A 15,629-nucleotide genomic window follows, 5' to 3' on the forward strand; every position below is an offset into this window, starting at 1 on the left:
CGCTTCGGGACCGTGAGGCCGAGCTGGGCGAGGTTCGAGCCGTGCTGCTCGAGCCAGGTGATCGTGCTCTTCGAGAAGTACGGATCCCGCGGGGGAGGGAACAGCGTGTAGGCGTGATCGCGCGATTCCTTGGCATCACGCCGGCCGCCGTTGCAGGCCCGGCAGGCGACGACCAGCTCGTCCGGGGTGCGTGCACGCTGCCCCGGGATGAGGTGGTCGTAGGTCCCGCCGCGGCCGCCCTTCTGGTCGCCCCAGGCAACGACGTTGCCGCAGTAGCGGCAGGCATCCCCGTCGCGGAGACGGACCGGGAGGACCAGCTCGAGGTTCGAGGTGTCCGCCTTGCGGTCAGCCTCCCACTGCATCGTCTCGCGGGAGCGGAGGTGGAAGAACTCGGCATCCTCCACGAGCCGGATGATCTTCCGGCCCTCCTCGGCGACGACCTCGAGGAGCCCGGCGCGCTGCGCCTGGTCCAGCAGGACCCCGTATCGGTGCGGAGACAGCAGGATCGCCGTGCCGAGGCTGACCTGGTAGTCGTTCTTCTTCTGAGCGGCCTGGATGAACAGCCGGGTCACGAAGCCGAAGACCTCGTCGACGCTGCGCTCGTCAGCATCGTCCAGCTCGGCGACGGCGAGCACTCGCTCGTCCGTCGCTGCATCATCACCCGTCCGTAACCAGGGCACGCGGCCTCTCCTCTCATCGTCAAGCAGCGCGCGATCACGCGCTGCACCTGCACTCCCCGGTCACGGGATCGATCACGCGGTCACACGACTCGCACACCTGCATCGGCATCTGGTCCACCTCCTCTCTGCGTCCACTGGGCCTTCCCGGCCGTCTGGGCCGGGCTGTACCCTCCTGCCATGCCGCAGGAGGAGCTGGATGACGTCGACCGCGCGATCCTCGAGATCGAGGCGCGGACGTACCGCTTCGTCGGCACGAAGGAACGCCGCATCCGCGAGCGCACCGGGCTCACGCCCACGAGGTACTTCGTCCGCCTGAACCGCCTCCTCGAGAGCCCGGCCGCCCTGCAGCACTCGCCCGCAGTCGTGAACCGGCTACGGACCCTGCGCCAGCGCTGAGCCCTCACAGACGGCTCCAATCGATCTCCTGCGTGTGGATCAACAGCGGGATCCCCGCGAGGCGGCCGTAGAGGACGTTGTCGTCGGTCTCCGGCAGCCCGAGCTGGTGGGCGCGGAGACGGAACAGCCAGGCTCTCGGCGAGGACCCGTGGTTCCACGGCGCCCCGAACACGCGATCGGCCCAGTCCTCGACGGCGAACATCGCCGCCGGCCGATCACCACCGACCACGGCGCCCTTCATCAGCAGCGGTACGACCTGGCCCGCGTACGGGTGCGGATCCGGGTGCACGACCCCGCTGCTCTCGGCGAGCGCGGCGCCTCCGTCGTTCTCGGCCGGCGCGGCGCCCTGCGGCTCCCATCGCGTGACGAGCCGGCGCACCGGGTGGACTCCGCGGCGCCCAGGCAGGTCGGTGCGGGTCTCCTCCTCGGCCTCGACGGGGGCCAGCGCGGTCCAGCCGACCATGGCGGGATTCGCCCTGGGGCCAGCGAAGTCCTGCCACCCGTAGTCCCGGTCGCCCACGAGGGGCAGGCGGGCCGCGGTGAGCATGCTGCTCCCCGTCCCGGCGTACGCGAGGGTGCCAGAGGGCAGCGCCGCGGCCTGCTCGGCGCTGGTGATGGGGGTGGGGACGTAGATGGTGGTCATCGGGTCACCTCGGTATGGATGTAGTAGGTGCGCTGCTCGACTTGATCACCGACGTAGCCGGTGTGCCCCTCGATGCGCACCTCGATGGGAACGAGGGCCGTCCAGCCGACCATCTCGGCGTTGCGTCGGTCGTGCCCGTCGGTCTCCCAGTAGCCGCACTCGCACTTCCACATCGGCTCGCCGCCCTTGTCGGGAGGCATGGCGACCGTCCAGTCGGGCAGCTGCTCGGCCTGCTCCTCGCTGGTGATGGGCGTGGGGATGAAGATCATGGTCATGAGGTCTCCTGGGTGGTGTTGGCGATCTCGAGGAGGACGTCGGCGTGGCAGTGCTGGTCGAGCGCGCACCAGCACATGAGGTCCCGGCCAGCGAGCGGCTCGAGCCACTCGGTGAACTCGGCCGCGTGGTCGCGGGCCATGACCTGGCAGTAGGTCCGGAACAGGGCCACGGCGCTCTCGGCTGCCGTCGAGGCCGGGGCGTGGCTGCTGTACAGCGCGACGGCGACGGCGGGAGTGCACAGGGTGCGAAGGCGCGTCGGCATCGAGGTCGCGAAGGACCAGACGGGGCCGATGCAGCTGCCCCGCTGGGCGCGCCAGGGGTTGCCCCAGCGGGACCCGCGGCCGACGTAGACCGCGCCCGCCGGCTTCCGCCAGCCCTTCGTGCGCCGGCGCTGGATCCGGCGCGGGCTCACGGGGTCTCCTTCGGGTGGATGGTGACGGTCATGCCCGGACCCCATGCGATGTACTCGGACAGGCCGGTCACGACGAGCGTGTACGTGCCGGCCTCGGGGCGGATGCCGTAGAGCTCGTCCTCGATGGTGTCGGGACTGAGGGTGCCGAGGATGACTCCGCAGATCTGACCGGTGTGCTCGGGGGCAGGGGTCTCCTTCGACTCGGGGCCTTCCAGGGCGCGGCAGATCAGGGCGTCGACCTCGGCCGCCGGCACATCAGCCACCGCGAGAGCGACGGCCTGCTCCAAACGGGTGCCGTCGTCGCCGACGGCGCGCAGCGCCGCGAACGCCTGGTCTTCGCGGATGGTGCGCCGGGGATCGTCGGCGCCGAGGATCAGGCGGCCCATGACGATGCGGACCCGCTCGCGGGCGACGTTGAGCCCGCCGGCGACGGCGGCGTACAGATCGTGGGCGGTCATCGGTCCGCTCCGATCAGCGCGGCGAGGGTGGGCGCGTACCGACTGAGCGGCCGGGCGACGGGGTATCCGACGGTCCGGCGGCGGACCGAGAGGCCGTCGGGGGTGTGCGCGTAGGCGCTGTGCCTCTGGTCCCGGTTCCAAGGGGACGGCGTGCGGATCAGGTACCGCTCGAGGTAGACCGTGCGTCCATCGGGCGTGAGGAAGAGCGCGGTGTCGGAGGGCACGTAGAAGCGGAACCCGTTCGCGAGGAGCCACGGCCACACCTGGTGCCGGTCAGCGTTGATCAGGCTGCTGACCGCGCCGGCGTGCGGGCCGGCGGCGAGCGCGGCCCATGCGCGGGCGTCGTCGTAGGCGGGGATGATCGCGAAATCGCGCAGTGCGCGGGGGCGGTGGGTCATCAGAACTCCCTCGGTGAGCAGGTGCAGGTTGGGCAGTGGCGGGGCCGTGGTCGGATCGGGGGGAGGACGACGGGGCAATAGCACGTGATGTCTCCGGCCCCCTCGACCCGGTAGGGGCAGCCGGCGTCCGTGCCTTCGGGAGCCAGAACTCCGGTGTGTCGGTCGTGGTGGTGCTGTCCGGCCAGGCAGCGGGGGCACAGTCGACCGCTCATCCCCCTCCCTCTCGGCGCTGCAGCTCGGTGGTGGCGTGCTCGATCTGCTCGAGGAGCTCGGCCTCGGTCATCTCCGCGAGGGGCTTCCCGCCGGACACCGTCACGGCGTCCGCCGGTGCGTCGCCCGTGGAGGACTGTCCCGTGTCGGAGTTGGTGACCGTGACCGTGCCATCGGGGGCGATGTCGGCCCGGTAAGAGACGGCCTGGCCCTGGCCGATCGACGCGGCCCAGTGGCCGTCCTGGGCGGGCAGGATCTCGTAGACCGTCATCCCCGACGCCCAGCGGGTCGTCCAGGCGTTGTCGCCCTGGACGCTGGACTCCTTGATGTTGGTCATCAGCGTCGAGGTGGCCGGCAGGTCGGTCGAGGTGTTGATCTCGACCGTGGCGCGGGCGGGCTCGGTCTGGCGGGCGGGGATCACCGCGGTCGCGGTGAGGGACTGCGAGGATCCGCGGGGGGTCAGCGGGGTCACGTACTGCATCTCGCCGGTGGCCGTGACGACCGTGAACTCGCTGGTGTTGTCGGCGTTGGTGTCCTCGTCGTCCTTGCTGGTGGTGTCGTAGCCGTAGCGCTTGCCCCAGTAGTCGGCGAGGGTGCCGCCGCCGTTGATGGCCTCGCGCTGCCGCTCGGCGAGGGACCGCGGGTAGGTCGGGCCCTGGATCCCCTCGTCCTCGAGCTGGCCGGGCGAGAGGACCCGGAGGCCGTCGCTGGTGTACACCGCGGCGCCGTTGGGGACCTTCGTCGCGAACCAGAAGCCGTCCCAGCGCCACAGCGGCACCACGATCACGGGCTCGTCGCCGGCGCAGTAGGCGTACGCGTCGCCGCCGGAGTAGTGCGCCAGCGGCGCCTTCGCGTGGATCGCCCACGACAGGGAGTGCGTCGGCCAGAACGTGGCGAGCTTGGCGTCCATGTGCTCGGGGACCTCGCAGTACGACGACGCGTCCCCGGGGATCGGCCCCGTCGTCGGCATGCCGAGGGTCTGCACCGCCTCGTACCCGGCCATGCCGAGGAACGCGCGGCCCTTCACCAGTGCCGTGTAGCGGCTGGTGCCCTCCCCGTCGGCGGCCTGGGCGTCGGCTGCGGCCGGGACGTAGTGGACCTCGTCGCGGTCACCGACGACGTCGCCCTGGTCGCGCTGCGCGAACGCGTTGGCGACCGTCCACGGCGCGCGGTCCGCGAACGACGCGGTCTCCTCCGTGGTGGTGGTCCCGGCGGTGTACCGGTGGTCGACGAGGTAGCTGTGGCCGACGATGAAGTAGCCCAGGCCTCCGAGCAGTGCGAGGACACCGAGGATCGTGGCGATCGGCTTCTCCCACAGGAGACCGGCGGCGGCCACGGCGACCGGCAGGCCGAGCCCGAGGGCGATCGGGCCGAAGATGCGGATGAGGGTGTCCCAGGCTGCGAGGAAGCCGAGGCCCGAGAACCAGGCGAACGGGCCGATGGCGACGGCGAGCACGGCGACGACGCCGAGCAGAACGGTGCGGGTCGAAGGGCGGGAGTCGAGGATGTCCACGTCAGGCCTCCTTGGTGGTCTCGATGTCGAGGGCGTTGAGCGCCCGGCGGATGGCGGCGCGGAGCTCCTCGGGGTCCATGACGAGCTGGACGTGGCCGGGCGAGCTTTCGGTGACGGTGATCGGCAGCTCGACGGTCGAGGTCGCGAGGACCTGGGTGGCGCCGCCGAAGGTGGCGGACAGCTGGATGGGGAAGGGGAGGTGAGCGATCGGCTTGGCCATGGTCAGTTCGCCTTCCGGTGCGCGCGGCGGGCGATGCGGGCGGCCTTGTTCTGCCGGCGGCGGCGGGCCTTCACGTGCGCGGGGACGGTGCCCTCGTACATCGGCTTGCCCTGCAGGGCGCCGAGGATCGCGAGCTGGTAGCTGGACATGCGGGGCAGGATCTTCATCGGGACTCCTTGGGATCGGTGTAGCGGGTTTCGAGGATGAGGACGACGGTCTGCAGGCCGAGCTGCAAGGCCGGGGCGATCGCCGTGGCCACGTGGGCCGCGACGATGCAGATGTGCTTTGTCTTCTGGCGGGCGGTGTAGCGGGGGCGGACGGTCATCGGTCGTCCTTCCGGCCGTGCTCGCGGACGGCGTCCGAGAGGTCGAGGATCGCGTGGGCGATCGCGTACAGGCCGGCGGTCCGGGCCTGATCGGGCAACATCGGCGTCTTCGCGAGGTGCTCCGCGGACCGCACCACGAGGTCAGCGAAGGGCCGTTCCTCCGCGAATCGCTTGCGGGCGCTCATCGCCCGGCCTCCTCGTCGACCTCGCGGATGACCTGAGCGAGCTCAGAGCACGAGAGGTAGTAGCCCGCGGTGTAGGCCGGATCGTTGCGATGGACGTAGCTCTTGCGCCAGCGGCGGGCCGCGGCGGCGATCCGGCGGTCACCGTCGGAATCGGCGACCGCGTCGTCGCGCTGCTCGGCCGGACCGGCGGCGGCTCGGTCGTTCATCCGGCCGAGCTCGTGGGCGATCGCCAGGGTGGCCAGCGTGGACTCCTCGACGTCGGCGGTCCTCTCACCGCGCAGGCGACCACCGATCTGGGAGAGGTAGGGGTTCGTGGTCATCAGGACTCCTTGGTGGTGGTGATGTGGTCAGTCAGGGACTTCTTGGACGGGAGGTCGGCGCCGCAGATGCACTTCCAGCCGAAGCCGTTCACGGCCCAGATGGGGTCGTGGTCGGGGTGCAGGTCCTGCTTCGGGGTGGGGCGGCCGGTCATCGGTGCCCCCGCTCGATCGCGTCGGCGCAGACGACGGACAGGGCCTTCTGGGCGAGCTGCTCGAAGGCGGCCGGCGCGCCGTTGAGGACGACGGTGCCGGCCTCGGCGGTCACCTCGACTCCCTCGCGGGTGAGCGTTATGCCGGCGTGGTCCAGGTCGATGTAGAGGGTCTCGTCGGGCTTCACGGCTGCTCCTGGTCGATGTGGCGGTGGGTGAGGGTCACGGTCGGCGGCTGGCCGAGCGGCTTGATGACCGTGGTGTGGGGGTCGCAGGGGCAGCGCTCCTCGGTCGTGTGGCCGGGCTGGTCGGGGATGAGGTGGATGACCTTCATGCCGCCCGCTTCCGCCGCATCGCCTTGCGCTCGTTCGGGGTGGTCCCGCCCCAGATGCCGTCGAGCGTGTCCTGCAGGGCCAGCTCGAGGCACTCCGCGCGGACCGGGCAGCTGCCGCAGACCTTCCGCGCCGCGGTGGTCGAGCCGCCCTTGGACGGGAAGAAGATGCCGGTGTCGACCTCGCGGCACAGGGCCTGGTCCATCCACTCGAGCGGGTCGACCTTGCTCATGACGCGACCCCCGCGGGCTCGGCGCGCCGCAGCTCCCCGGCAAGCGCTGCGCGCCCAGTCCGGTCGGCTGTCCTGACCGCGGTCTTCCACGACTTCCAGCCGCAGCGCTGGACCGCCCGGTCGCGATCGACGCCCTGCGCGAGGAGGGCCTCGAGCGCGTCGAGACGTGCCGGCGTCTCGCTGTACGGGATGCGCCCGCGTGTCGGGTCGCCGTGCGCCCGCGCGCGGTAGTAGTGCCGGTTGCACCAGCCCCGCGCCACGACCTTGCCCTCGCAGCCGTCCACCGAGCACACCCGAGGCGACGGCGCCGGCTCCTCCGCGAGATCCCCGGGGTCGTACGCGGCGATGCTCGCCTCGATGCGCTGAGCGATCGACGGCAGCGGGCCGCGCACTCCCTCGGCGAGCGCGTGGGCCCGCTGCTCGACGAGGTCCGGCGGGGCTGTGGTCGACGCACCATGGCGGGCGACGAGGTACCGGTCTCGGCCGTGGAACTCGACGTGCCAGGACCAGCGGCCCTCGGTGAGGGTGATCTGCTGCTTCTCGAGCATCGGGCCGATCTGGTCCATGGCCATGCGCCGCATGCGCGGCGGGGAGATCAGGCCCTCGATCGGGAAGATCACGACGAACTCGCCCTTCATGCTGCGGCCCGCTTCCGCTTGCAGGGCCAGCAGTCCGGGCGGTCCTCGCCGAAGCGGGCCGTGTCGGCCGGCTCGGCGATGCCGCACCAGGCGACGACCTCGACCTCGTCCAGAGCCTGCGTGAGGTGGTTGACCCGGCCGCCGTAGACGCGGAAGCGGTCCTCCGGGCGGGTCTCCTCGGCGGTGAGGTCGTCGGCGTGCGCGGCGCCCCAGAGCGCCATGTGCTCTCCGAGGCGGAGCTCGTCCACGTTAGGGTCGAGGAGGCAGCGCAGGGTCTCGGCGCGGGCCTCGATCTCGAACGGGGTGCCGTCGAGCAGGAGGGCCTTCACCCAGGTCTGCGCGGCGTCGTGGGAGGTGAAGTGCTGCTGTGCGAGCGGCATGTGGTGGGGGATGCGCTGCCCGAGCGGCGTGGCCCGGTCTTCCTCGGCCGGCTTCTCGAAGACGGCGGCGTTCCAGCGGCCGGAGGGGTCCTTCCAGATCTCGGCGCGCATCACAGGACTCCGCTCGCGGCGATGTCGTCGACGCGGCGCATCCACTCCCGCACGTTGACCTCGTCGCGGAACGGGGCGCGGTGCGTCTCGCGGTCGACCTCCTGGACGACGGTGACCGCGACGAAGGTGTCGCCGATGGGGGAGACGATGACGCTGCCCTGCGGGCGGAGCGCGAGGTCGCCGCCGAGGATCCGCGCGGCCTTGGCTAAGCGGGTCAGGCGGTCGTGGGGCATCGTGCAGCCGTCGGCGAGGTCCAGGGGCGCCTGGTCGTGGAGGATGCGGCGCAGCATCGCGGCGATGCGCATGGCCTGCTCGTCCGGTGCCTCGCGGTACGCACCGTCCTCGGGCGGCGGGATGGTGAGGGTGAGTTCGTCGTGGTCGAAGAGGTCCGAGCGGTCGACGATGCGGATCTGGTCCTCGGAGACCTGGATGCTGAGGAGGTACTCGTCCGCGGTGGCGTCCTTCGGCAGGCGCCGCTTGAAGACGGCGAGCACGGCCTTCACCTGCGCAGCGGTGATCGCGAACAGCCCCGCGCCCTCCTGCCCGTGCGGCGTGAGGATGCCGGCGCCGAGCGCGGTCCCGTTGGTGGCGGTGAGGGTGAGGCCGTCGTGGCGGGCGAAGCAGCGGACGACAGCGTTGCGGTCGTCGTCGCGGGGGTTGGCGTGGAAGAGCGAGGTCGCCTCGAGGAGGCGGGTGAACTCCGTGCCGTAGACGGTCAGCTCGATGTCGGGGTACGTGGTGGACATGGGGGACTCCTAGAGGGCGGCGAGGTGGTTGAGAAGGTCGAGCTGGACGGGCTGGCCGTGGCCGTCGCGGTCGCACCGGCAATGCCATTCGTGGGTGCCGGAGGTGACGTAGACGTTCGCGACGGCGAAGCCCTTGCGGTTGACGATGTGGGTGGTGGTGCGGTCTCGGCGGAAGGTCTCGGTGCCGTTGGGGCCGGCGGGGGTGCGGACCCAGGCGCACTGGTCGTGGTCGCCGTTGGTGCAGTGCCCGCACGATCCCCAGGTGCAGGGGCAACGGAGCAGGACGCCGACGACGCGCTCGGCGATCGCGTCGGGCCACGCGGGCCAGTCGACGGTGTCGGCGTCAGCCATCACGCCTCCTGCTGCCGTCTGGCGGTCTCGGCCTCGACCGTGGCCAGGACCGCTCGGAGCCGGTGCGACAGCGCGGCCAGGTCACCGTCGGTCATCGCCGGCACCGCGGCCTCGGACTCCCGCGCGAGCGCGGCCGTCGTCTCGCGGGCCCACGTGCCGCACTTCGCGTTGTGGTGGAGGCCCCGGAAGCTGCGGTCCATCTCGCCGCGTTCACCCGGCGGGAGGTGCTTGCACAGCAGCCCGCCGTGCACGTCCCGCCAGACCTCGAAGGTCCCCCAGCGGCCCTCGAGCGGGTACGCCTCGGGGTGGAGGCTGACCCAGCACTTCCCGTGCAGGGACCACGCCCACCAGACCTGTGCGCCGCAGTCCTCGCACTCCGGTGCGGGGCGCGCCGGGCGCTGCGGCACCTGCCGACGCGCGCGCATCACGCACCGACCCCGCGGGCCTGGCGCCGTGCAGCCTTCGCCGCCTGCGCCGACGGTCCGACCGTGCAGTCCCAGAGCATCCCGGCGATGCCAGCCGCCGCGATCACGAACGCGATCACCAGGCCGCACCGGACCGCGGCGGACACCAGCAGCAGGCCGAGGCCCGTCATGCCGCCACCCGCCCGTGGGAGGCCGACGCCGCGGCGCGACGGGACGGGCGCGGCGTGACGCTGCACAGCGAGTCCGGCGGGAAGCTGGCCGGGTCCGCGCGGCGCCACTCGATGTGCCGGCGGATCTCGTCGCGGGACGGGCCGCCCGGCTTCCACGCGGCCTCGACGGCCTGCTCGACCGTCGACCCGTCGTGTCCGAGCATGGTCGCGTAGGCGACCGAGTAGCCGCGGCCCATGCGCACAGCCGGGTCCTGGTCGACGCGGGCATCGATGCCGGCCTGCACCTGCTGCTGGATCGTCTTCGTGGTCACGACGTCTTCTCCTTGCGGTGACGAGGGGCGGGGAGGACGGCCAGGGCGTCCCTGAGGTCAGCGAGCCAGCGGCGGCGAGCGCGGCGGCGGCCGCGGCGCGCGGTCATCGGGCCACCTCGGCGGGGTCGCAGCACACGCCGGCGCAGCGCTGCAGCTGCTCGTCGCGGGCGTCCTGGTGGGCGAGGCGGTCGGCGGCGTCAAGGTCGCTGAGCAGGTCGCGGATCTGGTCGTCGAGCGCGAGGTCGCGGCGGCCGTGGGCGGTGATGCAGTCGCACTGCTTGCGGTGGGTGGCGAGCAGGTCGCGGATGATGTGGTCGGGGGAGGGGAGGCCCTCGGCGGGCCGGCGGCCGCCGCAGTAGGTGCAGGGCTCCGGGTCCGTGAGGGTGCCGGCCGGGGCGGGCAGCGGGAGCGCGGTGGCGCTGGTGCTCGGCGCGGTCAGCATCGCGAGCGGGCGCTCGTGGGAGCGGGGCGCGCGGATCGGGGTGATGGTCATCGACGACTCCTTCGATGCGGTGGGCGTGTGGGTCAGGTGGGGTCGGGCGGGGTGTAGCGGGCGAGGATCCGCTCGGCGCGGTCGAGCGCGGCGCGGGCCTCGCGGATCTGGGAGGCCGCGAGCGCGGGGCGGTTCAGCCGGGCCCAGGCGGTCGCGTGCATGGCGGCCCGCTTCGCGTACCGGAGGTCCTTGACGACGAGGTCGCCGTCTTCGTCGGCCGGCAGCTCGGTCTCGGTCCGGAACGGCAACGTCGCCATCACGCGGCCGCCTTCGTGGTCGTGGTCCTGTGCGCGGCGGCGCGACGCGGCCTCGGAGCCTCGTGCTTGCCCTCCGACGTACTCGCGCCAGAGGCGACAGACTCTCGCCCGACGCACGACTTCTCGGGCACGAAGAGAGTTCCGGGGAGAACCGCCAGTCCCTCCTCGATGAGGGTGCCCACGCGCTGCGAGCAGGTTCGGGTCTCTCCGCTCGTGAGCTTGTGGATGAACTGTCGGCTCACTCCTGCGTACCTGCCGAGGCGCGCCTGACTGAAGTCCCGGTCCTCCATGTACTGGATCAGGAGGTCTCGGTCGCGGATCTTCATCCATCGATCCCTTCGCTTGCGTCGGAAGTGCTGTGCCATGAGTCTGGGCTCCTCTCGAATGGTTGTCAACTGTCGATGGAGACGATCTTGCACCACGGTTGACACTTCGTCAACCGCTATGGCGGATCGAATCGTGCGGCCCACGTGTGCTTACACGCACCGGCCCCTCACTAGTTGGTTGACGCGAAACGTGCGAAAGTTGGTCCACCCACGGGTGACGGTCTTGACTGCGCCCAGTTGCCCAACCCTCGAGACGATCGGGACTCTTGCCTCATGCACGCATACCTGCGGTTCGTCAGGACCGAGATGGACAAGCGCGGATGGTCCGCAGCTGATCTGGGACGAGCCTCCGGGCTCACCGCCCAGCACCTCTCTCGCATCCTCAACGACGACCGCGACGTGCTGCAGAGGAGGCCGGAGTCGGCCACGATCGACGCCCTCGCTCGGGCGTTCGGGATGTCGTCGGACTACGTGCTGACCTTCGTCGCCGAAGCGATGGGGTTCCCGTCCGGGCGCGTGTCGGCGCCGGACGCCTCTGCTCTCAGCGACGAGGAGCTGCTCCATGTGCTGGCGGAGCGGCTCAGGAGGGCACGGACGAATGAGCACGAAGGCGGAACGGCGGAGTCGGGGTCGACGGCCGGCGGCGGCGATGTGGAAGATCCGGCTCAGCCAGATGGGATTACCGCCGGCGAGCGCGGCGGCGCCGGCGGGCGGTCGTGGCCGCGGGTGCCGGCGACGCCGGAGATGCTCGAGGATGACCGGGAGCTGCGTGTGCTGCGGGAGGGGCTCGAGCTCGCTGCGCGTGAGGGCAAGATCGATCTGGACGAGCAGCACCGGGATCCGCAGGATCGCGATGCGGAGGCCGGCGGCGCGTAGGCCGTGCGAGGATGGTCGCGCGGTCGCCCTCTCTGTCCCCACGCGGAGAGGGCGACTGCATTCCCCCCGCCCCTTGGCGTGTCGGTGCTTGACTTCATGCTGTCGGGATGAATGAACCAAGGATCATCTACGACCACCTCGAGCCCGGCCTGCTCGGCCAGACCGACGGGCAGCGGTACATCTGGATCGATCGCCGGCAGAGCGCGGCGAGCATGCGGGAGACTCTCGACCACGAGCTCGCGCACTTCCTGCACGGCGACGCGGGACACCAGGCCCCGAAGGTCGAAGCCCGGATCGAGGCCGCTGTCGCCCAGGGCATCATCCACCTCGAGGACCTCGCCTGGGCGGCCGCCTGGTCCGAGCACGTCTGCGTCGTCGCCGAGGAGCTGGCCGTCCGCCCCCAGACCGTGGAGCTGCGCCTGCAGCTCCTGACCGACGAGGAGCGGGACCGGCTCGCCGAGAGGCTGGCCGAGGCCCACTGGGCAGACTGAGCCCGACCAGGGGACCGCACGACAGCGCCGGGAGGGGAAGCCCGGCGAGAAGGGGACAGGGAGTCGACCATGGCCACGAAGGCCCGACGGCGCGCCGTCATCTACACCCGCCAGAGCACCTGGCGCGAGGAGTCCATCAGCCTCGAGCTGCAGGAGACCGCGGCGCGCGAGCACGCGGCACGGGAGGGGTACGAGGTCGTCGGCGTCGAGGCCGATGCCGGCCTCACCGGAAGGACGTTCAAGAGGCCCGGGGTCGCGGCGGCGATGGACATGCTCGAGCGCCGCGCCGCTGACGTCATCGTCCTGTGGAAGTGGTCCAGGCTCTCGAGGAACAGGCTGGACTGGTACCTCGCGGCCGACCGCGCCGCCACCGCTGGCGGCGTCATCGAGGCCGCGGCCGAGCCCATCGACACCAGCACCAGCATCGGCCGTCTCGCGCGGGGCCTCATGATCGAGATCTCGGCCTTCGAGAGCGAGCGCGCCGGCGACCAGTGGCGCGAGGCCCAGGAGCGGAGGGTCTCCATGGGGCTGCCGCCCCACGGCAAGGATCGCTTCGGGTACCAGCGCGACCCCGAGACGAAGGGCTTCGTGCACGACCCCGTCACCGCGCCGATCCTCGCCGAGCTGTACCAGCGGTTCGTGGCCGGCGAGAGCTTCAACGGCCTCGCGCTGTGGCTCGAGAGCGCGCGCGTGCCGTCCGTGCGCGGGGGCCGCTGGACCGCCGCCGGCGTCCAGCAGCTCCTCGACCGAGGATTCGGCGCCGGGCTCATCACCTACCACGGCGAGCAGCGCCCCGGCATCCACGAGCCCGTGATCGACGAAGCGACCTGGGCCGCCTACCAGGTCGCGCGGAAGCGCCGCGCCGGACGGCCCCGCGGCGAGGGATCGACGTACCTCCTCTCCGGCCTCATCTGGTGCGCCACCTGCCAGCGGCGCATGGACGGCTGGACCGTCGGGCGCGGCGAGCGGACCTACGCCTACTACCGGTGCGGCGAGCCGCCGCGCAGCCGCACCCACGACTCCATGACCATCCCCGTCGCCACCGTCGAGCAGCGGGTCCTCGAGACCGTCCAGGAGATCGCGCAGCGCGCACCCGAGCACGTCGACCTCGCCGAGCAGCGGCGCCCCGAGGCCGACATCGACGCGCTGCAGGCCGAGGTCGACCGAGCGCGCCGTGCGCTGTCGAGACTCACCGTCAGGAACGCACAGGGCGCCGTCTCCGACGACGCGTACGACGCCGCGGCCCCAGACCTCCAACAGCGCCTCGACAGCGCGAGAGAGGCCCTCCTGCGCGTCCAGGCAGTGCCTGCGCAGCCCGAGCCCGGCGCCGCGGCCGCGATCGACCTCCTCCGCGACTGGCACGCCCTGTCCGTGCGGATTCACCGAGAGCAGCTGCAGCACCTCATCGCGTCCGTTACCGTCGACTTCACCGACAGCAAGGCTGTCCACGTGGAGGAGAGGAGGCGTATCCGTTGACGTAGCTTCACGAACCTCTACCTCAACGAGATCGGGGTGAGCGGCGCGGCCGGGTGGCAGACCCTCGGGCAGTTCTCCGAGGTCGCGTTCCTGCTCGCCATGCCGCTGATGCTGCGGAAGCTGGGCGTGAAGCGGACCCTCCTGATCGGGATGGCCGCCTGGGCGCTGCGCTACGTCCTGTTCGCCCTCGGGGACGCGGACTCGCTGTTCGCCCTCGTGCTGCTGGGCCTCGTCCTGCACGGCGTCTGCTACGACTTCTTCTTCGTCGCCGGGCAGATCTACACCGACCGCTTCGCCCCGGCCCGGGTGCGCTCGGCCGCGCAGGGCCTCATCTCCCTGGCCACCTACGGGGTCGGCCTGCTCATCGGCTCCCTGGTCTCCGGGCCGATCGTGGACGCGTTCCTCCGCGCCGACGGCACCCACGCATGGCAGTCTGTCTGGCTGATCCCTGCGGCGCTCGCCGTCGTGGTCGCCGTGTTCTTCGTCCTCGCCTTCCGGGAGGACGCCCCCGCCCCCGTCCCCTCGGAGTCGTCGTGACCTCTCCTGCCTCCCCTCGCCCCTCGACCCCTGCGACCGCGCCGCCTGCCGCCGTCGGCGAGGATCGGCGCCCCCGGTTCGGGCTGCTGCCGCGGATCCTCGTGGCCATCGTGCTGGGCATCCTGCTGGGCCTGGTGCTGCCCGAGGCGGTCGCCCGCGTCTTCACGACCTTCAACGGGCTGTTCTCCGCCTTCCTGGGCTTCCTCATCCCCCTGATCATCCTCGGGCTGGTCGCCCCGGCGATCGGCGAGCTGGGACGCGGCGCCGGGAGGATGCTCGCGGCGACCACGGGCATCGCCTATCTCTCGACGATGCTGTGCGGACTGTTCGCCCTGCTCGTCTCCCTCACGCTGCTGCCGGGCCTGCTGGGCGGGGCCGACGTCGCCTCTCTCGGGAACCCCGAGGACACGGCCATCGCACCGTACTTCGCCCTCGAGATCCCGCCGGTGTTCCCCGTGATGACCGCGCTCGTGCTCGCCTTCTGCGTGGGGATCGGCCTCAGCTTCGTGCCCTGGGGCGCGCTGCACGAGTCCTTCGACCAGTTCCGCACCATCGTGGTGCGGGTGATCGAGGCCGTCATCATCCCGCTGCTGCCGGTGTACATCTTCGGGATGTTCCTGGGCATGACGATGAACGGCCAGATCTGGACGGTGATCCGCACCTTCCTCGTGGTGGTCGTCGTCGTGCTCGTGATGACGGTCCTCGTGCTGCTGGCGCAGTACGCCGTCGCGGGGGCGGCGATGCGCCGCAACCCCCTGCGCATGCTGTGGACGATGGCGCCGGCGTACATGACGGCGCTGGGCACCAGCTCCTCGGCGGCCACCATCCCGGTGACCGCGGAGTGCACGCGCCGCAACGGCGTGCCCGCACCCATCGGCGACTTCGTCGTCCCGCTGTGCGCCACGATCCACCTGGCCGGCTCCACCCTGAAGATCACGACCTTCGCGGTCGCCATCATGATCGTCACCGGCATGGAGATCCAGGTCCCGATCCTGGTCGGCTTCGTGCTGATGCTGGGCGTGGTGATGATCGCGGCGCCCGGCGTCCCCGGCGGGGCGATCATGGCGGCCGCCGGCGTGCTCTCCTCGATGCTCGGCTTCAGCGAGGCCGCGGTGGGGCTGATGATCGCCTCCTACATCGCCATCGACTCCTTCGGCACGGCCACCAACGTCACCGGAGACGGCGCCATCGCGGCGATCATGACCCGGCTCTCGCGCGGCCGCGTCGCCGAGGAGGCGACCCGCGCGAGCGACGAGGTCGAGGTCCGCGGCATCTGAGCCCCCGGGGCCTCC

The 15,629-nt window shown here is 71.6% G+C and carries 31 protein-coding genes and 1 pseudogene; 7 read left to right on the forward strand and 25 right to left on the reverse strand.

The window, feature by feature from the left end:
• Positions 1–113 precede the first annotated feature (113 nt).
• Together ABD234_RS05275 and ABD234_RS05280 are read left to right on the forward strand one after the other, a co-directional pair.
• The gene (locus ABD234_RS05275) at positions 114–671 is read left to right on the forward strand and encodes a hypothetical protein (RefSeq protein WP_344354468.1); all 558 of its coding nucleotides are present in this window, start codon (positions 114–116) and stop codon (positions 669–671) included.
• Positions 672–857: 186 nt separating this feature from the next.
• Entirely contained in the window at positions 858–1,076 is a 219-nt protein-coding gene (locus ABD234_RS05280) for a DUF3263 domain-containing protein (protein ID WP_344354470.1), read from the forward strand.
• Between the two features lie 4 nt (positions 1,077–1,080).
• On the opposite strand, the gene ABD234_RS05285 is transcribed toward ABD234_RS05280, so the two are convergent.
• The 25 genes from ABD234_RS05285 to ABD234_RS05405 form a co-directional block, all read right to left on the reverse strand.
• Complete coding sequence (locus ABD234_RS05285) at positions 1,081–1,719, reverse strand: hypothetical protein (protein ID WP_344354471.1); 639 nt, start codon at positions 1,717–1,719, stop codon at positions 1,081–1,083.
• The gene (locus tag ABD234_RS05290; protein WP_344354473.1) at positions 1,716–1,994 is read right to left on the reverse strand and encodes a hypothetical protein; all 279 of its coding nucleotides are present in this window, start codon (positions 1,992–1,994) and stop codon (positions 1,716–1,718) included. Before ABD234_RS05290 ends, ABD234_RS05285 begins: the two co-directional genes overlap by 4 nt.
• Positions 1,991–2,407, reverse strand: a complete 417-nt coding sequence (locus ABD234_RS05295; RefSeq protein ID WP_344354475.1) for a DUF4326 domain-containing protein — start codon at positions 2,405–2,407, stop codon at positions 1,991–1,993. Before ABD234_RS05295 ends, ABD234_RS05290 begins: the two co-directional genes overlap by 4 nt.
• A complete protein-coding gene (locus ABD234_RS05300) occupies positions 2,404–2,865 on the reverse strand; it encodes a hypothetical protein (protein WP_344354477.1) in 462 nt (153 codons plus the stop codon). The genes ABD234_RS05295 and ABD234_RS05300 overlap by 4 nt, the downstream gene beginning before the upstream one ends.
• Positions 2,862–3,263, reverse strand: a complete 402-nt coding sequence (locus tag ABD234_RS05305; protein ID WP_344354479.1) for a hypothetical protein — start codon at positions 3,261–3,263, stop codon at positions 2,862–2,864. The genes ABD234_RS05300 and ABD234_RS05305 overlap by 4 nt, the downstream gene beginning before the upstream one ends.
• A gap of 208 nt (positions 3,264–3,471) precedes the next feature.
• Entirely contained in the window at positions 3,472–4,986 is a 1,515-nt protein-coding gene (locus ABD234_RS05310) for a hypothetical protein (protein ID WP_344354481.1), read from the reverse strand.
• Between the two features lies 1 nt (position 4,987).
• Entirely contained in the window at positions 4,988–5,206 is a 219-nt protein-coding gene (locus ABD234_RS05315; RefSeq protein WP_344354482.1) for a hypothetical protein, read from the reverse strand.
• A gap of 2 nt (positions 5,207–5,208) precedes the next feature.
• Positions 5,209–5,373, reverse strand: a complete 165-nt coding sequence (locus tag ABD234_RS05320) for a hypothetical protein (RefSeq protein ID WP_344354483.1) — start codon at positions 5,371–5,373, stop codon at positions 5,209–5,211.
• Positions 5,370–5,531, reverse strand: a complete 162-nt coding sequence (locus tag ABD234_RS05325; RefSeq protein WP_344354485.1) for a hypothetical protein — start codon at positions 5,529–5,531, stop codon at positions 5,370–5,372. The genes ABD234_RS05320 and ABD234_RS05325 overlap by 4 nt, the downstream gene beginning before the upstream one ends.
• Positions 5,528–5,716: a hypothetical protein gene (locus ABD234_RS05330; protein ID WP_344354487.1), complete on the reverse strand. Its 189-nt coding sequence runs from the start codon at positions 5,714–5,716 to the stop codon at positions 5,528–5,530. Before ABD234_RS05330 ends, ABD234_RS05325 begins: the two co-directional genes overlap by 4 nt.
• A complete protein-coding gene (locus ABD234_RS05335) occupies positions 5,713–6,036 on the reverse strand; it encodes a hypothetical protein (protein ID WP_344354489.1) in 324 nt (107 codons plus the stop codon). Before ABD234_RS05335 ends, ABD234_RS05330 begins: the two co-directional genes overlap by 4 nt.
• The gene (locus tag ABD234_RS05340) at positions 6,036–6,188 is read right to left on the reverse strand and encodes a hypothetical protein (protein ID WP_344354491.1); all 153 of its coding nucleotides are present in this window, start codon (positions 6,186–6,188) and stop codon (positions 6,036–6,038) included. The genes ABD234_RS05335 and ABD234_RS05340 overlap by 1 nt, the downstream gene beginning before the upstream one ends.
• Complete coding sequence (locus ABD234_RS05345; RefSeq protein WP_344354493.1) at positions 6,185–6,373, reverse strand: hypothetical protein; 189 nt, start codon at positions 6,371–6,373, stop codon at positions 6,185–6,187. The genes ABD234_RS05340 and ABD234_RS05345 overlap by 4 nt, the downstream gene beginning before the upstream one ends.
• Entirely contained in the window at positions 6,370–6,519 is a 150-nt protein-coding gene (locus ABD234_RS05350; RefSeq protein ID WP_344354495.1) for a hypothetical protein, read from the reverse strand. Before ABD234_RS05350 ends, ABD234_RS05345 begins: the two co-directional genes overlap by 4 nt.
• Complete coding sequence (locus ABD234_RS05355) at positions 6,516–6,749, reverse strand: WhiB family transcriptional regulator (RefSeq protein ID WP_344354497.1); 234 nt, start codon at positions 6,747–6,749, stop codon at positions 6,516–6,518. Before ABD234_RS05355 ends, ABD234_RS05350 begins: the two co-directional genes overlap by 4 nt.
• A complete protein-coding gene (locus ABD234_RS05360) occupies positions 6,746–7,387 on the reverse strand; it encodes a hypothetical protein (RefSeq protein ID WP_344354499.1) in 642 nt (213 codons plus the stop codon). The genes ABD234_RS05355 and ABD234_RS05360 overlap by 4 nt, the downstream gene beginning before the upstream one ends.
• Positions 7,384–7,878, reverse strand: coding sequence for a hypothetical protein (locus tag ABD234_RS05365; protein ID WP_344354501.1), 495 nt, complete (start codon positions 7,876–7,878; stop codon positions 7,384–7,386). The genes ABD234_RS05360 and ABD234_RS05365 overlap by 4 nt, the downstream gene beginning before the upstream one ends.
• Positions 7,878–8,624 (reverse strand): hypothetical protein, encoded by a 747-nt coding sequence (locus tag ABD234_RS05370; RefSeq protein ID WP_344354503.1) that lies wholly within the window; start codon positions 8,622–8,624, stop codon positions 7,878–7,880. The genes ABD234_RS05365 and ABD234_RS05370 overlap by 1 nt, the downstream gene beginning before the upstream one ends.
• Positions 8,625–8,633: 9 nt before the next feature.
• A complete protein-coding gene (locus tag ABD234_RS05375) occupies positions 8,634–8,975 on the reverse strand; it encodes a DUF6248 family natural product biosynthesis protein (protein ID WP_344354505.1) in 342 nt (113 codons plus the stop codon).
• Positions 8,975–9,400: a hypothetical protein gene (locus tag ABD234_RS05380; protein WP_344354507.1), complete on the reverse strand. Its 426-nt coding sequence runs from the start codon at positions 9,398–9,400 to the stop codon at positions 8,975–8,977. Before ABD234_RS05380 ends, ABD234_RS05375 begins: the two co-directional genes overlap by 1 nt.
• The gene (locus ABD234_RS05385; protein ID WP_344354509.1) at positions 9,400–9,570 is read right to left on the reverse strand and encodes a hypothetical protein; all 171 of its coding nucleotides are present in this window, start codon (positions 9,568–9,570) and stop codon (positions 9,400–9,402) included. Before ABD234_RS05385 ends, ABD234_RS05380 begins: the two co-directional genes overlap by 1 nt.
• Positions 9,567–9,881 (reverse strand): hypothetical protein, encoded by a 315-nt coding sequence (locus ABD234_RS05390; protein ID WP_344354511.1) that lies wholly within the window; start codon positions 9,879–9,881, stop codon positions 9,567–9,569. The genes ABD234_RS05385 and ABD234_RS05390 overlap by 4 nt, the downstream gene beginning before the upstream one ends.
• A 103-nt stretch (positions 9,882–9,984) precedes the next feature.
• On the reverse strand, positions 9,985–10,374 hold the full coding sequence (locus tag ABD234_RS05395) for a hypothetical protein (protein WP_344354512.1): 390 nt from the start codon (positions 10,372–10,374) through the stop codon (positions 9,985–9,987).
• A 32-nt stretch (positions 10,375–10,406) separates the two neighbouring features.
• Positions 10,407–10,631 carry a hypothetical protein gene (locus ABD234_RS05400; RefSeq protein ID WP_344354514.1) on the reverse strand — a complete coding sequence of 75 codons (225 nt, stop codon included), beginning with the start codon at positions 10,629–10,631 and terminating at the stop codon, positions 10,407–10,409.
• Complete coding sequence (locus ABD234_RS05405; protein WP_344354516.1) at positions 10,631–10,957, reverse strand: hypothetical protein; 327 nt, start codon at positions 10,955–10,957, stop codon at positions 10,631–10,633. The genes ABD234_RS05400 and ABD234_RS05405 overlap by 1 nt, the downstream gene beginning before the upstream one ends.
• A gap of 273 nt (positions 10,958–11,230) precedes the next feature.
• On the opposite strand from ABD234_RS05405, the gene ABD234_RS05410 reads away from it, so the two are divergent.
• The 5 genes and pseudogenes from ABD234_RS05410 to ABD234_RS05430 all read left to right on the forward strand — a co-directional run bounded on the left by ABD234_RS05410 (position 11,231) and on the right by ABD234_RS05430 (position 15,614).
• Positions 11,231–11,833, forward strand: coding sequence for a helix-turn-helix domain-containing protein (locus ABD234_RS05410; protein ID WP_344354517.1), 603 nt, complete (start codon positions 11,231–11,233; stop codon positions 11,831–11,833).
• A 107-nt stretch (positions 11,834–11,940) separates the two neighbouring features.
• Positions 11,941–12,324, forward strand: coding sequence for an ImmA/IrrE family metallo-endopeptidase (locus ABD234_RS05415; RefSeq protein WP_344354519.1), 384 nt, complete (start codon positions 11,941–11,943; stop codon positions 12,322–12,324).
• Between the two features lie 69 nt (positions 12,325–12,393).
• Entirely contained in the window at positions 12,394–13,800 is a 1,407-nt protein-coding gene (locus tag ABD234_RS05420) for a recombinase family protein (protein WP_344354521.1), read from the forward strand.
• 15 nt (positions 13,801–13,815) lie between these two features.
• Positions 13,816–14,337 (forward strand): annotated as a pseudogene (locus ABD234_RS05425) (MFS transporter); the annotation flags it as partial.
• Positions 14,334–15,614 carry a dicarboxylate/amino acid:cation symporter gene (locus ABD234_RS05430; protein ID WP_038372393.1) on the forward strand — a complete coding sequence of 427 codons (1,281 nt, stop codon included), beginning with the start codon at positions 14,334–14,336 and terminating at the stop codon, positions 15,612–15,614. The pseudogene ABD234_RS05425 and the gene ABD234_RS05430, both read left to right, overlap by 4 nt.
• Positions 15,615–15,629 lie beyond the last annotated feature (15 nt).

The sequence above is a fragment of the Brachybacterium phenoliresistens genome (assembly GCF_039530785.1).
Lineage (GTDB): Bacteria > Actinomycetota > Actinomycetes > Actinomycetales > Dermabacteraceae > Brachybacterium > Brachybacterium phenoliresistens.

What these genes read in the sequence shown, in the direction of transcription:
- ABD234_RS05350 (WP_344354495.1), bottom strand. Translation starts at nt 6,519, where the DNA reads ATGAAGGTCATCCACCTCATCCCCGACCAGCCCGGCCACACGACCGAG.
- ABD234_RS05415 (WP_344354519.1), top strand. Translation starts at nt 11,941, where the DNA reads ATGAATGAACCAAGGATCATCTACGACCACCTCGAGCCCGGCCTGCTC.
- ABD234_RS05330 (WP_344354487.1), bottom strand. Translation starts at nt 5,716, where the DNA reads ATGAGCGCCCGCAAGCGATTCGCGGAGGAACGGCCCTTCGCTGACCTC.
- ABD234_RS05355 (WP_344354497.1), bottom strand. Translation starts at nt 6,749, where the DNA reads ATGAGCAAGGTCGACCCGCTCGAGTGGATGGACCAGGCCCTGTGCCGC.
- ABD234_RS05290 (WP_344354473.1), bottom strand. Translation starts at nt 1,994, where the DNA reads ATGACCATGATCTTCATCCCCACGCCCATCACCAGCGAGGAGCAGGCC.
- ABD234_RS05370 (WP_344354503.1), bottom strand. Translation starts at nt 8,624, where the DNA reads ATGTCCACCACGTACCCCGACATCGAGCTGACCGTCTACGGCACGGAG.
- ABD234_RS05320 (WP_344354483.1), bottom strand. Translation starts at nt 5,373, where the DNA reads ATGAAGATCCTGCCCCGCATGTCCAGCTACCAGCTCGCGATCCTCGGC.
- ABD234_RS05280 (WP_344354470.1), top strand. Translation starts at nt 858, where the DNA reads ATGCCGCAGGAGGAGCTGGATGACGTCGACCGCGCGATCCTCGAGATC.
- ABD234_RS05300 (WP_344354477.1), bottom strand. Translation starts at nt 2,865, where the DNA reads ATGACCGCCCACGATCTGTACGCCGCCGTCGCCGGCGGGCTCAACGTC.
- ABD234_RS05400 (WP_344354514.1), bottom strand. Translation starts at nt 10,631, where the DNA reads ATGGCGACGTTGCCGTTCCGGACCGAGACCGAGCTGCCGGCCGACGAA.
- ABD234_RS05420 (WP_344354521.1), top strand. Translation starts at nt 12,394, where the DNA reads ATGGCCACGAAGGCCCGACGGCGCGCCGTCATCTACACCCGCCAGAGC.
- ABD234_RS05360 (WP_344354499.1), bottom strand. Translation starts at nt 7,387, where the DNA reads ATGAAGGGCGAGTTCGTCGTGATCTTCCCGATCGAGGGCCTGATCTCC.
- ABD234_RS05375 (WP_344354505.1), bottom strand. Translation starts at nt 8,975, where the DNA reads ATGGCTGACGCCGACACCGTCGACTGGCCCGCGTGGCCCGACGCGATC.
- ABD234_RS05340 (WP_344354491.1), bottom strand. Translation starts at nt 6,188, where the DNA reads ATGACCGGCCGCCCCACCCCGAAGCAGGACCTGCACCCCGACCACGAC.
- ABD234_RS05315 (WP_344354482.1), bottom strand. Translation starts at nt 5,206, where the DNA reads ATGGCCAAGCCGATCGCTCACCTCCCCTTCCCCATCCAGCTGTCCGCC.
- ABD234_RS05395 (WP_344354512.1), bottom strand. Translation starts at nt 10,374, where the DNA reads ATGACCATCACCCCGATCCGCGCGCCCCGCTCCCACGAGCGCCCGCTC.
- ABD234_RS05335 (WP_344354489.1), bottom strand. Translation starts at nt 6,036, where the DNA reads ATGACCACGAACCCCTACCTCTCCCAGATCGGTGGTCGCCTGCGCGGT.
- ABD234_RS05405 (WP_344354516.1), bottom strand. Translation starts at nt 10,957, where the DNA reads ATGAAGATCCGCGACCGAGACCTCCTGATCCAGTACATGGAGGACCGG.
- ABD234_RS05325 (WP_344354485.1), bottom strand. Translation starts at nt 5,531, where the DNA reads ATGACCGTCCGCCCCCGCTACACCGCCCGCCAGAAGACAAAGCACATC.
- ABD234_RS05305 (WP_344354479.1), bottom strand. Translation starts at nt 3,263, where the DNA reads ATGACCCACCGCCCCCGCGCACTGCGCGATTTCGCGATCATCCCCGCC.
- ABD234_RS05410 (WP_344354517.1), top strand. Translation starts at nt 11,231, where the DNA reads ATGCACGCATACCTGCGGTTCGTCAGGACCGAGATGGACAAGCGCGGA.
- ABD234_RS05365 (WP_344354501.1), bottom strand. Translation starts at nt 7,878, where the DNA reads ATGCGCGCCGAGATCTGGAAGGACCCCTCCGGCCGCTGGAACGCCGCC.
- ABD234_RS05380 (WP_344354507.1), bottom strand. Translation starts at nt 9,400, where the DNA reads ATGCGCGCGCGTCGGCAGGTGCCGCAGCGCCCGGCGCGCCCCGCACCG.
- ABD234_RS05385 (WP_344354509.1), bottom strand. Translation starts at nt 9,570, where the DNA reads ATGACGGGCCTCGGCCTGCTGCTGGTGTCCGCCGCGGTCCGGTGCGGC.
- ABD234_RS05285 (WP_344354471.1), bottom strand. Translation starts at nt 1,719, where the DNA reads ATGACCACCATCTACGTCCCCACCCCCATCACCAGCGCCGAGCAGGCC.